At 63.6% G+C, this 15,059-nt stretch carries 22 protein-coding genes; 7 read left to right on the top strand and 15 right to left on the bottom strand.

The genetic code is table 11. The features are described from left to right. Positions 1–25 precede the first annotated feature (25 nt). The 7 genes from ACVOLO_RS12280 (at position 26) to ACVOLO_RS12250 (ending at position 5,538) form a co-directional block, all read left to right on the top strand. On the top strand, positions 26–796 hold the full coding sequence (locus ACVOLO_RS12280; protein ID WP_481570585.1) for a Slam-dependent surface lipoprotein: 771 nt from the start codon (positions 26–28) through the stop codon (positions 794–796). A gap of 138 nt (positions 797–934) precedes the next feature. Continuing rightward, on the top strand, positions 935–2,479 hold the full coding sequence (locus ACVOLO_RS12275) for a surface lipoprotein assembly modifier (RefSeq protein ID WP_481570584.1): 1,545 nt from the start codon (positions 935–937) through the stop codon (positions 2,477–2,479). A 23-nt stretch (positions 2,480–2,502) separates the two neighbouring features. Continuing rightward, a complete protein-coding gene (locus tag ACVOLO_RS12270; RefSeq protein ID WP_481570583.1) occupies positions 2,503–3,126 on the top strand; it encodes a biliverdin-producing heme oxygenase in 624 nt (207 codons plus the stop codon). Between the two features lie 88 nt (positions 3,127–3,214). Next, positions 3,215–3,568 carry a YbaN family protein gene (locus ACVOLO_RS12265; protein ID WP_481570582.1) on the top strand — a complete coding sequence of 118 codons (354 nt, stop codon included), beginning with the start codon at positions 3,215–3,217 and terminating at the stop codon, positions 3,566–3,568. Between the two features lie 80 nt (positions 3,569–3,648). Then, positions 3,649–4,362 (top strand): tonB-system energizer ExbB, encoded by a 714-nt coding sequence (gene exbB, locus ACVOLO_RS12260; RefSeq protein WP_481570581.1) that lies wholly within the window; start codon positions 3,649–3,651, stop codon positions 4,360–4,362. Between the two features lie 7 nt (positions 4,363–4,369). Continuing rightward, the gene (gene exbD / locus ACVOLO_RS12255) at positions 4,370–4,792 is read left to right on the top strand and encodes a TonB system transport protein ExbD (protein WP_481570580.1); all 423 of its coding nucleotides are present in this window, start codon (positions 4,370–4,372) and stop codon (positions 4,790–4,792) included. After that, positions 4,789–5,538, top strand: a complete 750-nt coding sequence (locus tag ACVOLO_RS12250; protein ID WP_481570579.1) for an energy transducer TonB family protein — start codon at positions 4,789–4,791, stop codon at positions 5,536–5,538. The genes exbD and ACVOLO_RS12250 overlap by 4 nt, the downstream gene beginning before the upstream one ends. A gap of 45 nt (positions 5,539–5,583) precedes the next feature. Here the strand turns inward: ACVOLO_RS12250 and ACVOLO_RS12245 are convergent, their stop codons facing one another. The 15 genes from ACVOLO_RS12245 to ACVOLO_RS12175 all read right to left on the bottom strand — a co-directional run bounded on the left by ACVOLO_RS12245 (position 5,584) and on the right by ACVOLO_RS12175 (position 15,006). Beyond that, positions 5,584–5,808 carry a hypothetical protein gene (locus ACVOLO_RS12245; protein WP_481570578.1) on the bottom strand — a complete coding sequence of 75 codons (225 nt, stop codon included), beginning with the start codon at positions 5,806–5,808 and terminating at the stop codon, positions 5,584–5,586. 235 nt (positions 5,809–6,043) lie between these two features. Then, entirely contained in the window at positions 6,044–6,439 is a 396-nt protein-coding gene (locus ACVOLO_RS12240) for a c-type cytochrome (protein WP_481570577.1), read from the bottom strand. Between the two features lie 570 nt (positions 6,440–7,009). Beyond that, complete coding sequence (locus tag ACVOLO_RS12235; RefSeq protein WP_481570576.1) at positions 7,010–8,689, bottom strand: electron transfer flavoprotein-ubiquinone oxidoreductase; 1,680 nt, start codon at positions 8,687–8,689, stop codon at positions 7,010–7,012. 107 nt (positions 8,690–8,796) lie between these two features. Further along, positions 8,797–9,012, bottom strand: coding sequence for a hypothetical protein (locus ACVOLO_RS12230; protein WP_481570575.1), 216 nt, complete (start codon positions 9,010–9,012; stop codon positions 8,797–8,799). A gap of 457 nt (positions 9,013–9,469) precedes the next feature. Beyond that, on the bottom strand, positions 9,470–9,967 hold the full coding sequence (locus ACVOLO_RS12225; protein ID WP_481570574.1) for a hypothetical protein: 498 nt from the start codon (positions 9,965–9,967) through the stop codon (positions 9,470–9,472). Positions 9,968–10,065: 98 nt separating this feature from the next. After that, positions 10,066–10,416, bottom strand: coding sequence for a hypothetical protein (locus tag ACVOLO_RS12220; RefSeq protein ID WP_481570573.1), 351 nt, complete (start codon positions 10,414–10,416; stop codon positions 10,066–10,068). Between the two features lie 32 nt (positions 10,417–10,448). After that, positions 10,449–10,799, bottom strand: a complete 351-nt coding sequence (locus ACVOLO_RS12215) for a hypothetical protein (RefSeq protein ID WP_481570572.1) — start codon at positions 10,797–10,799, stop codon at positions 10,449–10,451. Between the two features lie 119 nt (positions 10,800–10,918). Next, the gene (locus ACVOLO_RS12210; RefSeq protein ID WP_481570571.1) at positions 10,919–11,347 is read right to left on the bottom strand and encodes a VOC family protein; all 429 of its coding nucleotides are present in this window, start codon (positions 11,345–11,347) and stop codon (positions 10,919–10,921) included. Between the two features lie 74 nt (positions 11,348–11,421). Then, complete coding sequence (locus ACVOLO_RS12205) at positions 11,422–11,874, bottom strand: hypothetical protein (RefSeq protein ID WP_481570570.1); 453 nt, start codon at positions 11,872–11,874, stop codon at positions 11,422–11,424. Positions 11,875–11,888: 14 nt separating this feature from the next. Then, positions 11,889–12,245: a hypothetical protein gene (locus ACVOLO_RS12200; RefSeq protein ID WP_481570569.1), complete on the bottom strand. Its 357-nt coding sequence runs from the start codon at positions 12,243–12,245 to the stop codon at positions 11,889–11,891. Between the two features lie 56 nt (positions 12,246–12,301). After that, complete coding sequence (locus ACVOLO_RS12195) at positions 12,302–12,535, bottom strand: hypothetical protein (protein ID WP_481570568.1); 234 nt, start codon at positions 12,533–12,535, stop codon at positions 12,302–12,304. Between the two features lie 70 nt (positions 12,536–12,605). Next, positions 12,606–13,034, bottom strand: a complete 429-nt coding sequence (locus ACVOLO_RS12190; protein WP_481570567.1) for a hypothetical protein — start codon at positions 13,032–13,034, stop codon at positions 12,606–12,608. Next, positions 13,031–13,912, bottom strand: a complete 882-nt coding sequence (locus ACVOLO_RS12185) for a trypsin-like serine protease (protein ID WP_481570566.1) — start codon at positions 13,910–13,912, stop codon at positions 13,031–13,033. The genes ACVOLO_RS12190 and ACVOLO_RS12185 overlap by 4 nt, the downstream gene beginning before the upstream one ends. A gap of 85 nt (positions 13,913–13,997) precedes the next feature. Next, entirely contained in the window at positions 13,998–14,414 is a 417-nt protein-coding gene (locus ACVOLO_RS12180) for a hypothetical protein (RefSeq protein ID WP_481570565.1), read from the bottom strand. A 64-nt stretch (positions 14,415–14,478) separates the two neighbouring features. Continuing rightward, on the bottom strand, positions 14,479–15,006 hold the full coding sequence (locus ACVOLO_RS12175) for a demethoxyubiquinone hydroxylase family protein (RefSeq protein ID WP_481570564.1): 528 nt from the start codon (positions 15,004–15,006) through the stop codon (positions 14,479–14,481). Positions 15,007–15,059 lie beyond the last annotated feature (53 nt).

The following is a 15,059-nucleotide window of genomic DNA, read 5'->3' as shown; positions in this document are numbered from 1 at the left end:
TCAATTCTCAACCTTGGAGTTACCGATGAAGATGATGAACCTGTCTGTCCTTGCCCTTGCCTTGACCGGCGTTGCCGGAATGGCGCAGGCCGCGGTCTACAGCGGCACCAGCGACGACACCTACATAACCGTGGGCGGTGCCAGTGGCACCACCACCGACAACCATGGTGGCGAGGCTGGAGACCCGGCGATCGGCGTGAAAGCCTTTTATTCCGGCGCCCGCGTGAGCTTTGATGGCCTGCAGGGAATGGGCGCCACCAGCGGCGCAGGCACGGCAGCGGACCCGAAGATCACCCGCATCACCACCGCGATGATGCCGCCCAGCCACGCCAGCCTGGGTTACTTCAACTTCGCCCAGGTCGGTTCGCAGGCGGTGTACTTCGGCGAGTGGTCCAACACCGGCAGCGCATCGAGCCCGCAGCACACGGTCTATTACTCCGGTGAGGCAGGCAACGTCGCCACCACACTGCCCACCGGCACGGCGACCTACACCGTGAAGTCGATCAACAACGACTATTCCGGTGCGGGCAGCAGCCTGCCGACCAGTACGCTGACGGCCAACTTCGGTGGCTACAGCGCCAGCTCGACCGGCGACATCAGCTTCACCGGCGGCACCATCACCGTGAACGGCGCACGCGTGCAGTTGGGCGCGAACAATGTGGCCGTCAGCAGCGTCGCCGGGACCAACGGTGCCTTGAACGGTGACTTCTTCGGCACCGGCGCATCGGCCGTTGCAGGCACGGTCAAGTTTGCCGACCGCAGCAAGGACACCGCGTTCGGCGGCGGCAAGAACTGACCGTCGGCCATCTCCCCAGGCAGCGGGCACCTGCAGCTGCGTGCCAACCCAAGGAGTTTGGATGAAGTGTTGCAGACCTGGCAGGGGCTGGCTTGGGCCACCCCTGCCTTTCACCCTTGAAAGACGTTGGACCCGGCGATGACGATCCGCGATGAACAACGCTGTCAGGCGGCCTTTGCCGCGCCGCTGCCTGCATGGGCCAGGCGCGGCTGCGTGCGTGCCGGCGTTTGGCTTGGCGGAATGTTTCTGGCGCTGCTCGGCATCACCGGCAACGCACATGGCCAGGACGACACGCGGCGGATGCTGGAGCACAAGGCGCTGCAGCAATCGGTCGAGCGTGAGCAGCAACTGGTGGAACAGGCCGATAATTCGGAGCGGCCCACGCTGTCCGTCGACGGCAGGACCTATCGCGTCGAACACACGGCCAACGATGTGGGCCAGGCGCTCTATCTGATGTTGCAGAACCGCCAATGGCAGATGGCCGGGCAGTTTCTTGAAGAGTACAAAGGCCTGCCGGATCGGGACCCGCTGCTGGTGCATTACGCGCAGGCGATGCTGGCGCGGGTGGATGGTCGGCATGCCGAGGCGATTGCCGAGTTCGCCACGCTGCTGGAACGGAAGCCGGATTTCCTGCTGGCCCGTCTTGAACTGGCGCGGACGCTGTTCGAGGACCAGCAGGACACCGAAGCCGCGCAGCTGTTTGACGCCATCGCAGCCTCGCTGGACGCCGGGGACGCGCGCAATGAAGGCGTGCGCAGCACCGTTGCCATCTTCCAGAAGGCGCTGCGCAACCGCCAACGCTGGGAAGGCACGTTCTCGCTGGGGCCGCAGTGGAGCGACAACGTCAATCGCACTTCGGCCAGTCGCATCTGCCTGTTCCTTGTGGGCAGCGAATGCCTGGTTGATCGCCAGACACCCGCGCCGATCACCGCGTCGGGTGTCGATTACGACGCGACTTTGAACAAGCGCGTGCCGCTGTCGGGCCATCACGGTCTTTACCTGCGCGCGCTGCTTTTTGGGCAGGCTTATCGCCACGCCAGCGCCTACAACGAAGCGAGTTTTGCTGCACAGGCGGGCTACAGCTACCGCAGCGCACGCCACACCTTTGCCGCAGCGCCGTCGTTTGACTATTACGCCTGGGGCAACCAGGCGCTGTATGGCGCACTGGGCGCCCATGCCGAGTGGAGCTGGATGCCCTCGCGCCAGGCCATGTTCCGGGTTGAGGCGGACCGGAAGCATCTGCGCTATCGCAGCGATGTGCTGGCCGACAACCATGACGGTGATGTCAGCTCCGTGTACGCCACCTACTTCCGCGCGCTGGATGCGAGGTGGACGCTGTTTGCCGGCATCGACATCACCGACAGCGACGCCCCGCAAGCGATGAATGCCTACCTGCAGCGCGGTGCCCGGCTGGGTGCATCGCTGCAATGGCCGGAAGGCTTCAACAGCACGCTGATGGTCTCGCTGCGGCAGCGCATCCATGGCGCCTACAGCGCATTGCTGGAACAGCGGCGCAGGGATGACGAGCAGAACTACACCCTGGTCATCAGGGCCAGCCGCTGGGCCTTTGCCGGCTTCACCCCGGTGCTGACCCTGCGCAGGAATGTCGTCAGCAGCAACGTCGGCTGGCTCTACAGCTACGACAAGCACGTTGCCAGTTTGAAGCTGGAACGCGCGTTCTGAACCCCACACCCGAAGGCAACCGCATGAATGACACCGTTTCCCACGTGACTCCCCCGCGCAGCCAGCGCCTCAAGTCCGCCACGCATGCCACCCATGACAGGCTGGACAAACGGATCATGGCTGCCGACATCTTTGCCGGCCGCGAGCAGTTTGTCGGCTTCCTGCGCGTGCAGTACCGCTTTCATCGCGACATCGCACCGCTGTATGACGACCCGGCACTGGTCGCGCTGATCCCCGAACTGGGCGCGCGTGCACGGCTGCTGCGCATTGCCAATGATCTGTCCAGCCTGGGCCACGGCGTGCCGGACATCACGCAGGTTCCCGCAGCGGCGGACATCAGCCCGCATCAGGCATTGGGCTGGCTGTATGTGGCCGAAGGCTCGAATCTGGGCGGCACGCTGCTGTTCAAGCTGGCGCGCGAACGCCTGGGCCTGCACCAGCAGCTGGGCGCCGGCCACCTGGCGGCAGATCCGGACGGCGCCGCCCGGCATTGGCGGCAGTTCACCGCGGCATTGGATGCATTGCCGATGGACGCGGCGCAGGAGCAGCAGCTCATTGCCGGTGCCGAGCAGGCCTTTGCCACGGTGCGTGGCTATGTGGAGCAGGAGCTGCCGCAGGTGAGCGATGTGCAGGCCGCACGCCACTGATGGCGACCCTCGGCGGAAGCGGCAATGTCGTGGCGCGGGCGACATGACAACGACCGCATCGTTGCCCGTGCCGAAGCAGATGGGTGGCATGCGCCGTTTGCTGCTGCGCGCACTGGCGGTCGTCAGCCTGGGCGTGGCCTTTGTCGGCGTGGTGACACCGGGCCTGCCGAGCACGGAGTTCGTGCTGCTGGCCGCATGGGCCGCCGCACGCAGTTCACCCACGTTGCATGCATGGATCCTCCGCAACCGCGTGCTGGGGCCGCTGCTGGCGCAATGGCGGAGCGGTCGATTGCCGCGCCGTGCCAAGTGGGCGGCAACGGCATCGATGACCGCTGCCGGCGCCTTTGCGGCCGTGACCATTCCGCACCGGCCCAGCGTGCTGATCATCGTGGGCTGCATGGCCTGCGTGCTGCTGTGGCTGTGGTGCAAACCCGAACCCTGATCCACCACCCATTCCCTACCGCAGACGTTGTGGCAAGCAATGCCAACGCTGCGTCCCTCCACCTGATGCTGGATTGATCAATGCAGAACCTGGCAAGCAAACTTCCCCCCGACCTGAGCCCCTGGCAGATGTTCCTGCATGCGGACTGGGTAGTGCAGACCATCATGGTTGGCCTCGCGCTGGCCTCGCTGGCGACCTGGACCGCGCTGCTGGCCAAAAGCTGGGAGCTGCGCGGCGCGGCCCGCGCGTTGAGCAATGCGCGGACCGGGCTGCTGCTTGCCACGCGGGTTTCGGACACCGAATTCCTTGAGCAGGGTGTCGCGCGGGACATGGTCAGCGAAGCCCAGGATGAACTGCTGCAGTCCACGGGTCTGCCGGACAAGGCCGCAATCAAGGAGCGGGTGGCGTCGCGGCTGGAGCGGGTGGAGCTGCGGCATACGCGGCAACTGCGCAGCGGTACCGGCGTGCTCGCCACCATCGGTGCCACCGCACCGTTCGTGGGCCTGTTCGGCACGGTGTGGGGCATCATGAACAGCTTCGTCGGCATTGCGCGCTCCAACACCACCAACCTGGCCGTTGTCGCACCGGGCATCGCCGAAGCCCTGCTGGCCACCGCACTGGGCCTGGTGGCTGCAATCCCGGCGGTGGTGATCTACAACCATTTCGCCCGCCGCCTGCTGGTGCTGCGCGCGGAGCTGGGTGATGTGTCCGCCTGCATCCAGCAACTGGTTTCGCGGGACCTGGATCGCCAGCAGGTGATGCAGTTGGGCACCGCCCGCAACGAAGTGCGTTGAGGCTGGCATGGCGATCAGGACACGGGACGAACATCCCGAGCTGGAAGAAAACCACGAGATCAATGTCACGCCCTTCATCGACGTGATGCTGGTGCTGTTGATCATCTTCATGGTGGCTGCGCCGCTGGCCACGGTGGACGTGCCGGTGGATCTGCCGGCCAGCACCGCACAGGCGCAGCCCGAGCAGGACAAACCGCTGTATCTGACGGTGGATGCGAACCTGGCCTTGAGCCTGGACCAGCAGCCGGTCAGCCGCGATGCGTTGCAGTCGCGGTTGCACGAAGTCACGGCCGGTGACCGCGAGCGGCGCATCTTTCTGCGCGGCGACCACCGCATTGCCTACGGCGACCTGATGGCAGTGATGAACCTGCTGCGCGATGCCGGCTACCTGAAAGTAGCGCTGGTCGCGCAGGAGCAGGCAGGGCCATGATCGGCTCCGATGGCGCGCGGAAAAATCTGCGCTGGATGGGCAGCTTCATCGTGGTGCTGGCCGTGCACGCACTGGTGATTGGCGGTGCGATGTACTGGCAGCGCCAGCCGCTGCAGCCGATTGCTGCCGCGCAGCCGCAGGCGGTGATGGTGGAGCTGGCGCCGCTTGCCACGGCGCCGGAAGCCGCGCCGAGCGATGTCGCGCCCGGCCCCGTGCAGCAGGAGACCGCTGCAGCACAGGCCGTGCAGGAGCCGCAGCCGCAGGCCGAGCCGTTGCCCGCGCCGCCACCGATGCCGCCCTTGCCGACGGCGGCGGCCGCTGTAGTGACACCGCAGGAGCACACCTTGTCGCAGACAACCGCGTCAGCGGCGGCGCAGGCATCGGCACCGCCTCAGGTGGATGCGGCCCGGTCGTCACGCTATGCGGCGCCGCAGGCCAGTGCAGGCAGCAGCAGCCCGGCATTTGCCGATTGGCAGGCGCAGCTGCTGGGGCATCTGGAGCGCTTCAAGCGCTACCCGCGTGCGGCGCAGCGGCGGCGCTACGAAGGCGTTGTGCAGGTGCATTACCGGGTTGATCGCCTGGGCAATGTGCTGATGGCGCAACTGGAGCGCAGCAGTGGCCATGCGCCGCTGGACGAGGAAGCACTGGCCGCGGTGCAGCGTGCCAGCCCCTTGCCACCGCCACCGGCGGAGGTAACGGGTGATCCGGTGGACGTGACCACGCCGGTGCAGTTCTTCATGCGTTGAGGCGGTGGGCCAAACCGCAGTGGTGTCCGGTTGCGTGGGCGGGCCTCAGCAGGCCAGCACGAACTGGCCCAGGAAGATTCCGGCACCCAGCAGCCACATTGCCAGCATCGCCGGCAGGCTGGCGATGCGCAGCGCCCAGCGCCACTGCCTGCGCGCCTGGCGCGTGGCGCGATAAATCAACCACGGCAGCAGTGCACCGGCGACCAGGAATACGGCAAAGATCGCCCAACCCAGCGCCCAGAACGCAGAAGACTTTTCATCCAGATCCATTGGGCATTGCTGCATGGCTGAAGCGGCAACCGGCAGCAATGCCGTGCTTCCTGCCAGACTTTTCTTGAACAAATGCTGCCGCCGCAACGCGATGCCCCCGAATTCATCCGGCCGCATCGTGCCACAGCAGTTGTTCAGGAAAAGTCATGCTGCGCCCCGTTGTGCCGTGCAACCAAGGCGGTGAGCGTGACAGGGCGACCTGCAGCACGGTGCGGCCACCGGCTTGGCGCATGGCCTACTCGGGCAGTGTGGACAGATACTCGATCACTGCCTGGCGTCGTGCCGGGTCGGAGGTGGCATTGACCATCTTGCTGCCGGGCACCTGCCTGGTTGGTGCCTTGAGGAAGGCATCCAGGGTCTCTGCGTCCCAGGTGATGTTGCTGGCCCGCATTGCTTCGGAGTAGTGGTAGCCCGGCGCGGTGCCTGCCTTGCGGCCGATCACGCCGTGCAGGTTGGGACCGACGCGGTGGCCCAGATCGGCACGGGTGTCATGACAGCCGGCGCAGATGGCGAAGGCACGTTCGAGCGCGCGTTGATGCGGATCGGCATTGGCCGAATGGTTGAACGCATCGCGCTGGCCGCAGGCGCTGAGTGCGAGGCAGGCAAGAGCGATCAGTGGCAGGCGGAGCATTGCTTTCTCATTGCGACGGCGGGCGCGGGGTGTGCAGCGTCGGCAATGATGGCCGGTGCCGGGATTGGAAAGCAAAAGGTCGAGTCAGAAAGGAACCTGCTGAAATCATCCCCTCTCCCGCATGGCGGGAGAAGGGGTAGGGGTGAGGGCGCATTTCGCACCGGCCATGCCGCGCACGCGTTGCGTTGATTCACGCCCACGCCTGCGGCCCGTGAAGCGCAGGCCTCATTCCGCTGCAGAAACTTGCTGAAGTCATCCCCTCTCCCGCATGGCGGGAGAGGGGTAGGGGTGAGGGCGCATTTCGCATAGGCCATGCCGCGCGCGCGTTGCGTTGATTCATGCACAAGCCTACGCCCCGTGAACGACAGGCCTCACTCCGCTGCAGAAATCTACTGAAGTCATCCCCTCTCCCGCATGGCGGGAGAGGGGTAGGGGTGAGGGCGCACTCAGAAGCACACGTACAGCGCTCTCGCCCCATCACCCCCAGGCAACACGCACATCCATGACGGATTGCGGTGTCCAGGTTCACCGCTGTCTTGTCCGTCATGCGCAACAAGACAGCGGGCAAACTCACATCGCCGGGTAGTTCGGCCCGCCACCGCCCTGCGGGGTCACCCACACGATGTTCTGGGTAGGGTCCTTGATGTCGCAGGTCTTGCAGTGCACGCAGTTCTGCGCATTGATCTGCAGACGCGTGTCGCTGCCTTCACCGACAAATTCGTACACACCAGCCGGGCAATAACGCGCTTCCGGGCCACCGTAAGTGGCCAGGTTGACCGTCACCGGGATGCTGGCGTCCTTCAGCGTCAGGTGGCTGGGCTGGTCTTCTTCATGGTTGGTCGACGACAGGAACACCGAACTCAAACGGTCGAAGGTCAGCACGTTGTCCGGCTTGGGATACACAATCTTCGGCTGCGTGGCGGCCGGCAGCAGGCACTCGTGGTCGGCCTGGGTGCGGTGCAGGGTCCACGGCGCGGTGCGGAAGCCCAGCATCGGCAACACCAGCTGTTCGATGCCGGTCATCAGCGTGGCCACGGTGCGGCCCTTCTTGAACCACTGCTTGAAGTTCTTGGCCTGCATCAGCTCGGCCTTCAGCCAGCTGTTCTCGAATGCCTGCGGATACGCGCTCAGTTCATCGCGGCTGCGGCCGGCGACCAGCGCGTCGAATGCGGCTTCGGCGGCCAGCATGCCGGTCTTGATCGCGGCGTGGCTGCCCTTGATGCGGCTGACGTTGAGGTAGCCGGCTTCGCAGCCGACCAGCGCGCCGCCCGGGAACACCGTCTTGGGCAGCGACAGAATGCCGCCGGCGGTGATCGCACGCGCGCCGTAGGCAATGCGCTTGCCGCCTTCCAGGTGCTTGCGGATGGCCGGGTGGGTCTTGAAGCGCTGGAATTCCTCGAACGGGCTCAGCCACGGATTCTTGTAGTCCAGGCCGACCACATAACCGATCGACACCTTGCCGCCCTCGGCGTGGTACAGGAACGCGCCGCCGTAGGTGTCGTTGTCCAGCGGCCAGCCGGCGGCATGCACCACCAGGCCCGGCTCATGCTTGGCCGGGTCGATCTGCCACAGCTCCTTGATGCCGATGCCGTAGGCCTGCGGGTCCTTGCCGGCGTCGAGCTGGAACCTGCTGATCAGCTGGCGGCCAAGGTGGCCGCGCGAGCCTTCGGCGAACACGGTGTACTTGGCATGCAGTTCCATGCCGCGCTCGTAGTTCGGGCCGGGCGTGCCGTCCTTGTGGATGCCCATGTCGCCGGTGGCCACGCCCATCACCGCGCCGCTCTCGTCGTACAGCACTTCGGCCGCGGCAAAGCCCGGGAAAATGGAAACCTCCAACGCCTCGGCCTGTTGTGCGAGCCAGCGGCTCACTTCACCCAGCGAGACGATGTAGCTGCCTTCGTTGTGGAAGCACTTGGGCAACAACACGTTGGGCGTGGTCTTGGCGCCGGTCTCGTTGAGGAACAGGAACTCGTCGCGGGTGACGGCCTGCTTCAGCGGCGCACCGCGCTCGGCCCAATCCGGGAACAGCTCGGTGAGCGCGCGTGGGTCCATTACCGCGCCGGAGAGGATGTGCGCGCCCGGCTCGGAGCCTTTCTCCAACACGCAGACCGACAGCTCCTGTCCCTTCTCCACGGCCAGCTGGCGCAGGCGGATGGCGGTGGCCAGACCGGCGGGGCCGGCGCCGACGATGACGACGTCAAACTCCATCGCTTCGCGCGGCGGCAGTGCGGAGGTGGCTTCAGTGTTCATGCAAGGGCTCTTGGGTAAAGGCCGGCGCGTTCAGGGCGACGACGGTTGCCTGGAACCGCCACCTCAATACGAGGCGGCGATGATCTCCGAAGGTGCAGCGTCCCGGATCAGCCCTGCATGGTCGGCCAGTTGGCAAACACGCGTTGCAGGTGCTTGATGCGGTGCGACTGGCCCATCACCCACGGATGGGTGGTGAGCGCGAGCAGGCGTCGTTGTCCGCTGCGCTGCGCCTGCTCAGGCAGGAAATCACAGGCATCGGCCAGCGGGTCCGCATGCTCGACCCCGGCGTGTGGATTTTCGCTGACCACGCAGCGATCTTCCAATGCCAGTGCCAGCGGCCGTGTGGAGGACGGGCCATTGATGGCCTGGAACGGGCAGGGCCGCCGGCCCCGGCGTTGTGGCCAAACCCCGCCACACCAGCGCGTTGCGGCTATTCCGGGCTGTTGTGCGGCAGCGGCCGGCCGGCAGTCACCTGCGCGGATGGGGACATCGGCATGCGCGGTCGATGCCTGCAAAGTGCGCTGGATGCATTCAGCTTTGCGTGCTCCGCCCAGTCCGCCTCGGCGATGGCCGCGGCTGTTCCCGCCGTGCGTCTCCCACCCGGTATTGAGTGGCTTGAGCCGGGGTTGGCATGCAGACCGTACTTTTCTGCGGCATCCAGTACGCGAAATACAGCGGCGCGAGCCAGCCGGCGTTGCTCAATCACTGTTGCCTCTGATCCCGCCGGCCCTGTGGGGCCTTACTTGAGCGTCAGCTGCAGCCAAGCCGCCGAGGGATTGCTCAAGCCCCGCCGGGCGCAGGTTTGCGGCTATTTCCAATCTGCCCGGCCACCGTGCTGCCGATCAGCCAGATGCAGAATGAGACCGGAAAGGTGATCTGGCTGTCGGGGTGGGTCATCAGGTTGACGACGAAGTGGGCAGGCCCCTGCGTGGTATCCATGAAGCTGAGCACGGATGCCATCCTGTAGGCACCCATGAGAAGGCTGCTCAGCAAAAGTGCGGACACGACCAGGGAAACAAGCGTCACCCCCAGGTTGCTGGCCAGTGTTCTGGCCTTCAAGGAGAGGACCGTCGCCACGGCAACGATGATGACGAGGAGCGCAGCGAGCAGAAGAATCCTCCACAACGCTCCGGAGAATGTCATCACGGTAAACAGCAGGGACGGCGTCTGCCAGGCCTTGATGATGAGCGGCAATGACTGCACCACCTCCGCGCACAGCGCAAACACAAGCGGTACCGCAAGGCAGAACAGCAGCGCAAGCAACAGTCGTTGTTTCATGCAGAAATTCCATCCATGGCCAGCTGTCGGAGAAACAGCGTGGGGTGGCGCCGCTCAATCGGCGCGGTTCAACGGGGCAACAAACAGGAGCTGCTCACTCAACGCCGGGTCAGGGTCACGCCATCAACGGTCATTTTCCAGACGCCATCTTCTTCGTGCGGCGGAGCCGTCACCACAAACCGGGTCTTCAGCGGGCCGACGCCAACGACCATGTCGTTGCCTTCAAACGCCTTGATCGGCGCATCAATGGACTTGCTGGTGTTGGGCGTGGGGTTGTGCTTGTAGGCGACCCGGCCTTCCTGGCCGATGATCAGCGACATCGTCTCCGACTCCCAGGTGCCTACATAGTCCTGCTTGTCGGCCGGCACCGGCTTGGCACAGGCGGCCAGGGCCAGCAGCATCACCAGCAGCAGCGGGAGCAAACGAAAGCGGTATGCGAGTGTGTTCATCGTGATCCCCGGTGAGTGCGTGTTGGCGTGGTTCAACATTGGAAACCGAGCACCTGTTCGGTGCCGTCATCGTTGCTGCGGTCCAGGTCCTTGCGGCGTTCCAGTGGCTGGGTGCAGCCGCGTGGCTGGATATAGTCTGCCGCCAGGGATTCAATCCCGGCCATGTCCAGTGCCTGGCCATCGTGCGCGCGCACATGGATGTAGTACGGCTGCTGGAAAAGCACGATGTAGGTGTCCAGAGAATAGCGCCGGCCCGCGTGCTCAAGCTCGGCATGGTTTTCATCCACCTTGCTCCAGCTGCGGTCAACGAGGCTTTCGGTGGCATGCGCCTGCACGGGCAACAGTGGCAGTGCGAGCAATGCCAGGGCGATGATTCCTTTCATGGGTGTCCTTGGGTGGGTAAGCCCCTGGGGCAGGGGAGGGCATGAAGCCATGCGCCCTGCTTCGGGTCAACCGGCTGCTGCGGCCAATGCGGTGCCGGTCACCATCGCGCGGGGTTGCCTTACATGGACGCCTCCGTCTGCGAAGGGCCTTTCAGCTCGATCGTGTTGCCGTCCGGATCGGGAAAGTACAGCGACAAACCATCGCCCTCGGCACCGAAGTTGACCTCGGCCGCCGTCGGCCGGATGCCGAATGCCTGCAGGTGGGCAGTGATGGCGTCTTCATCGAAAGGCTCCACGCGCAGACACAGGTGGTCGACATTGCGCCCCGTCGATGCCGCTGCCGGGCCACCGCGCGCGCCGAGAGTTCCGTCCACGCTGATCAGGTCGATCATCGACGCGCCGGCACGCAGATGCACCAGGCCAAGGTGGTCGCGCCGACGCACCACGTCACATCCAAGAACCGCCGCATAGAACGCGATGCTGGCTTCCAGATCCTGCACGCGCAACACGACGTGGTCGATGCGCTGCAGGGCAAACGGTAGGTTCATGATCGTTGCTCCCGGCAATGAAGGAACGGGCAGTGCTGTGCTCCACCAGGGCAGCTGCGGTGCCCCGCGTGACGTCAACGGGCCAGCAGTTGGTATTCACCGGGGTTGCCCAGCACGGCGTTGAACACATGGCGTTCATTGGAATACGTATGCGTTGCCACGAGCGTGAGCGTGTTGTCGTGCAATTGCACGCCGGCACCATCCGCTGCGCAGGCCCACATGCCGTTGGACACTTCGGCAAGCGGCACCCGGGCCAGTGGCTGCGCGGACGCGTCCGGCGCGGCAGCGCTCAACCATTCGATCCAGACACGGCAGGAAACGTGTTCGTAGCCCACGTACTCAATCACCACCTGATAGATGCCTTCGCGGCCACCCGACTGCCAATGCCCGCCTTTGAGGGTGACGGTGGAGGGTTCGTCATGCGTCGCCGTCTCCACCACAACGGGTGACGGCGCCGCCGCTGGCGGCACGGCTGCAACGGCAACAAGCGGCGCACATAGCCACAGCACCAGCATCATTCTTTGCATGACTACGACTTTCCTCATGGCGAAGCAGCCTGAAACAGTTTGCCCTGGAACGTACGAACTGCCGGACTGAAGAACAGATAGGCCGAGAATGCCAGGAGCAGGCCTGCCGTAGCGGTGAGCAGAACAGCGCTGGTGCTGTTGGCGCTGAAGGTGGCAATGGCAGCGGCCAGCAGCGGCAAGCCGGAAACTGCGCAAAGGGTGGCCAGAATATTGCCGGCCACCCTGCTGCCGCGGAAGACGAAGCAGAACAGAGCCACGGTGACCGCCAGCCTGCCCAGCACAACCGGCTGCTGGGCCGCGTGGATCTGCCAGGCAATGAAAGCCAGGTAGGCGCCTGCAAACAAAGCCAACGGCAGCGGAGGTCTTTTCATGGGCACAAGCGTCCGATTGAAACCGCCCCCGAAGCGGCGGAGGTTTGGGGGAATTGTCAGGTTGCAATTGCGCGATAGGCAAAGTAGCCACCGCAGCCAACAATGATCCAGAACAACAGGCCTACAACAATGCAAGCCGCGTCATCCTGCTTTGCCCCGGGCCTGGCAAGACGGACCAGAACATGGCCCGTGCCCTGGATGAGGATCTCAAAAAAGACCTCAACAACGAGGCGGCCGACAACGCGGACAATGCCTCCAAGTGCTTCCCCTGCGATTTCCCCAAGCGGCATGATTGTCCCGTATGTGGCTTGAAGCCAGAATCAGGTTGAACGGCGGAGCGGCGTCGGCCCGGATGATTTTTCAGTTGGTTTGGCCAGAGCGCCTTGCTTTGATAAGGCGTGCAACAGCCAATATTGGATAAATGAGGCAGAAGAAAATTACTATCGGCTTGGAGAAGTTGGCTGTTAATCCAAGCCAGAAATTCAATGTGTCGATTAACCTTGGCGTGAATACTGCGCCAGGCATGTGGGCATAATAATAGGCGCGATACACGATGTTGAGAATGATTGCGCAGGCCGCAATGCCGATGATTACGCGAGAAAGCAACGATAGCCGTGGCAGCTTGGCGCGTAGTGGGTAGTAGATGATCAGCCAGGGTGCGAGAGAGAGTGCAATGATTGGCAGGTCGCGATAGCGGTATCCAAAAATCTCATTTATGAAATTACTCGACCACCAGGAATGGGTTAGCCAGTAAGTGAGAAGTCCGTAACAAATTGCGACAAAGATCATTGGTTGCTTGATTCCGCGATTGAGCCGCGCCACGAAATGGCTTCGGTCTGGATGAACTCGTGGCCTCCCGCTTGTGCTTGCCCGGAGATAACGCTTTCAATCCAATCGTTGTAATGACTCAGGCGGACACTGCAACTGATTTGACCGTACCGTCCAGGCGTCCTGATGGCACTTTGAGGGTCTGACCATGAAGTCAGTCCGGCCAGCAGCCCATCCTTCCCAGTCTGGAGAAGAACCGGCCCGCCACTGTCGCCGTTTCCAGATCCGCCCTCAAGGGGCAGGCCATCGGATGGCTTGTCGAAGATGTAGCAGAGCCATCGGCCATCGGCGCTGGTGATCTTGTTGTACGCGTGGCGAAGCTCGGTGCGGTGGGAATCACTGAATTCGTACCCGGTGGCTCCGTTGCCCGTGGCGCCTTTCCCCATGATCTTGACGACTTGGCCGAACTCGTCATCACCCTGGTTGATCACGGCCGGAGCAACGTCGGCAATGGGCTGCGCCAGTTCGACAAGCGCAATGTCATCGGAGGAAGAAAGCAGCACCCTGAGCAGTGTCCAGTCCCAGGTGGCCAGCGCCTGGTCCAACAGCTTCTGCGATGGCTTCTTGTATCCCGGGTGTATTACCAGGCGTTCGACGTCCCTGGGTATCCCATCGATGGTGACTTGCCTGATTTGAGACTGCCAGGTGACCGCATGGGCGGCGGTGACGACCCAACGCGGCGCAATCAGCACGCCATGTCCTTCGCCAGGCAGGTCGGCCAGAGCACGAAACTCGGACGCGGGAACTCGATACTTCGCGTCATCGACATCATCGCGAATGACGATGCCGCTTGCGCTGAAGGCCACGGAGAGCAGTGCGAGCAACAAGAGTCGGGGCATTGCGGTTCCTTCAGAAGGCTTCTTGAGAGAGCCAGCGCCAGAACCAGGTCGACACTGTGAAGCAGTGGCCGACTTGATTGAATTGTCAGGCCTCATCCGATCTACCGGAATCACGGCGAAATACGTTGACCACCCAGCTGGCTCCGAACAGAATCAGCGCTGGGCCAATGCCGAGGGTCATGAAGCCGCCGGTGTATTGAGGCTGTCGTTCGATGAAGGTGTTGTAAAGCACCCAGAGAATAATGGCCAGGCCAATAACCAAACAGAGCAGGCCGAATAAAGCCGCTGGCAGGCCCATGAGCATGGCCAGCGTGCGCTCGGCACGGTTTGGGTTGGGGCGATTGCGAAGCAGACTGGCGAGATCAAGCCAATAAAGGATCGAAAACAACAGGCCGACCACAAGAGAAAGAAAGAAAAACGCGTTGTGGGTGAGGCCGAGCAACAGTATCGAAAGCGGCATGGCCGCAAGTGATACGCCGAGTTTCAATGCAATCTTTCTCATGGTGCCTGGCGCCTGAGTTAAGCCGAGCAGCGATGCGGCGTCGGCTTGAGTGAATTGTTGGGGCTTACAGGCGCATGCCCAGCCAAATGACTGCCTCCGTTGAGGCTGACACTATTGGGGTGAGAACCCTGGGCCAGAATGTACCAGCCCCGATATGGCCAAGCGACTGGTCATGATGCTGTTGCTCCTCAGCTACGATGGATGAAATGGCAACGACGGCGGAAGGGTCATGCCCATGGAGCACGGACAGTTGATGCTCCAGGTGCCGCAACACGACAGCCTCTACTGCTGCCGTAGTAGCCGCAATGGCGCCGGAACCAAGCAGGCCAGTGATGGCGCCAAGCATGAAACCGCCAATGCCGCATAGCCAATAGCTCCGGCAGCGGTGGACACCGCGGCGCCGCAGCTCTGTGGCGAAGATTGCCCGATGTCCTTGTTCGTGAGAGCGGAACTCGGCCAGCACAGAGACCATTGCCGGAGCCGTGAGTCGGGCCATAAGGATTTGGCCGGTGTAAATATTGACGGCTCCATGCTCCCCAGCATGATTGACCTTGATGATTCGATCACCCAGGTTGTTGGCGACAGCTTGCACGACTGCTCCCATGTTGGCCCCAACGCCCCAATTAAGCCGTGCTGCGGAGCAGC

This window comes from Stenotrophomonas sp. STEN056 (assembly GCF_056759635.1).
Note: the sequence above shows the minus strand (reverse complement) of the source record. Positions and strands in the feature narration are given on the sequence as shown.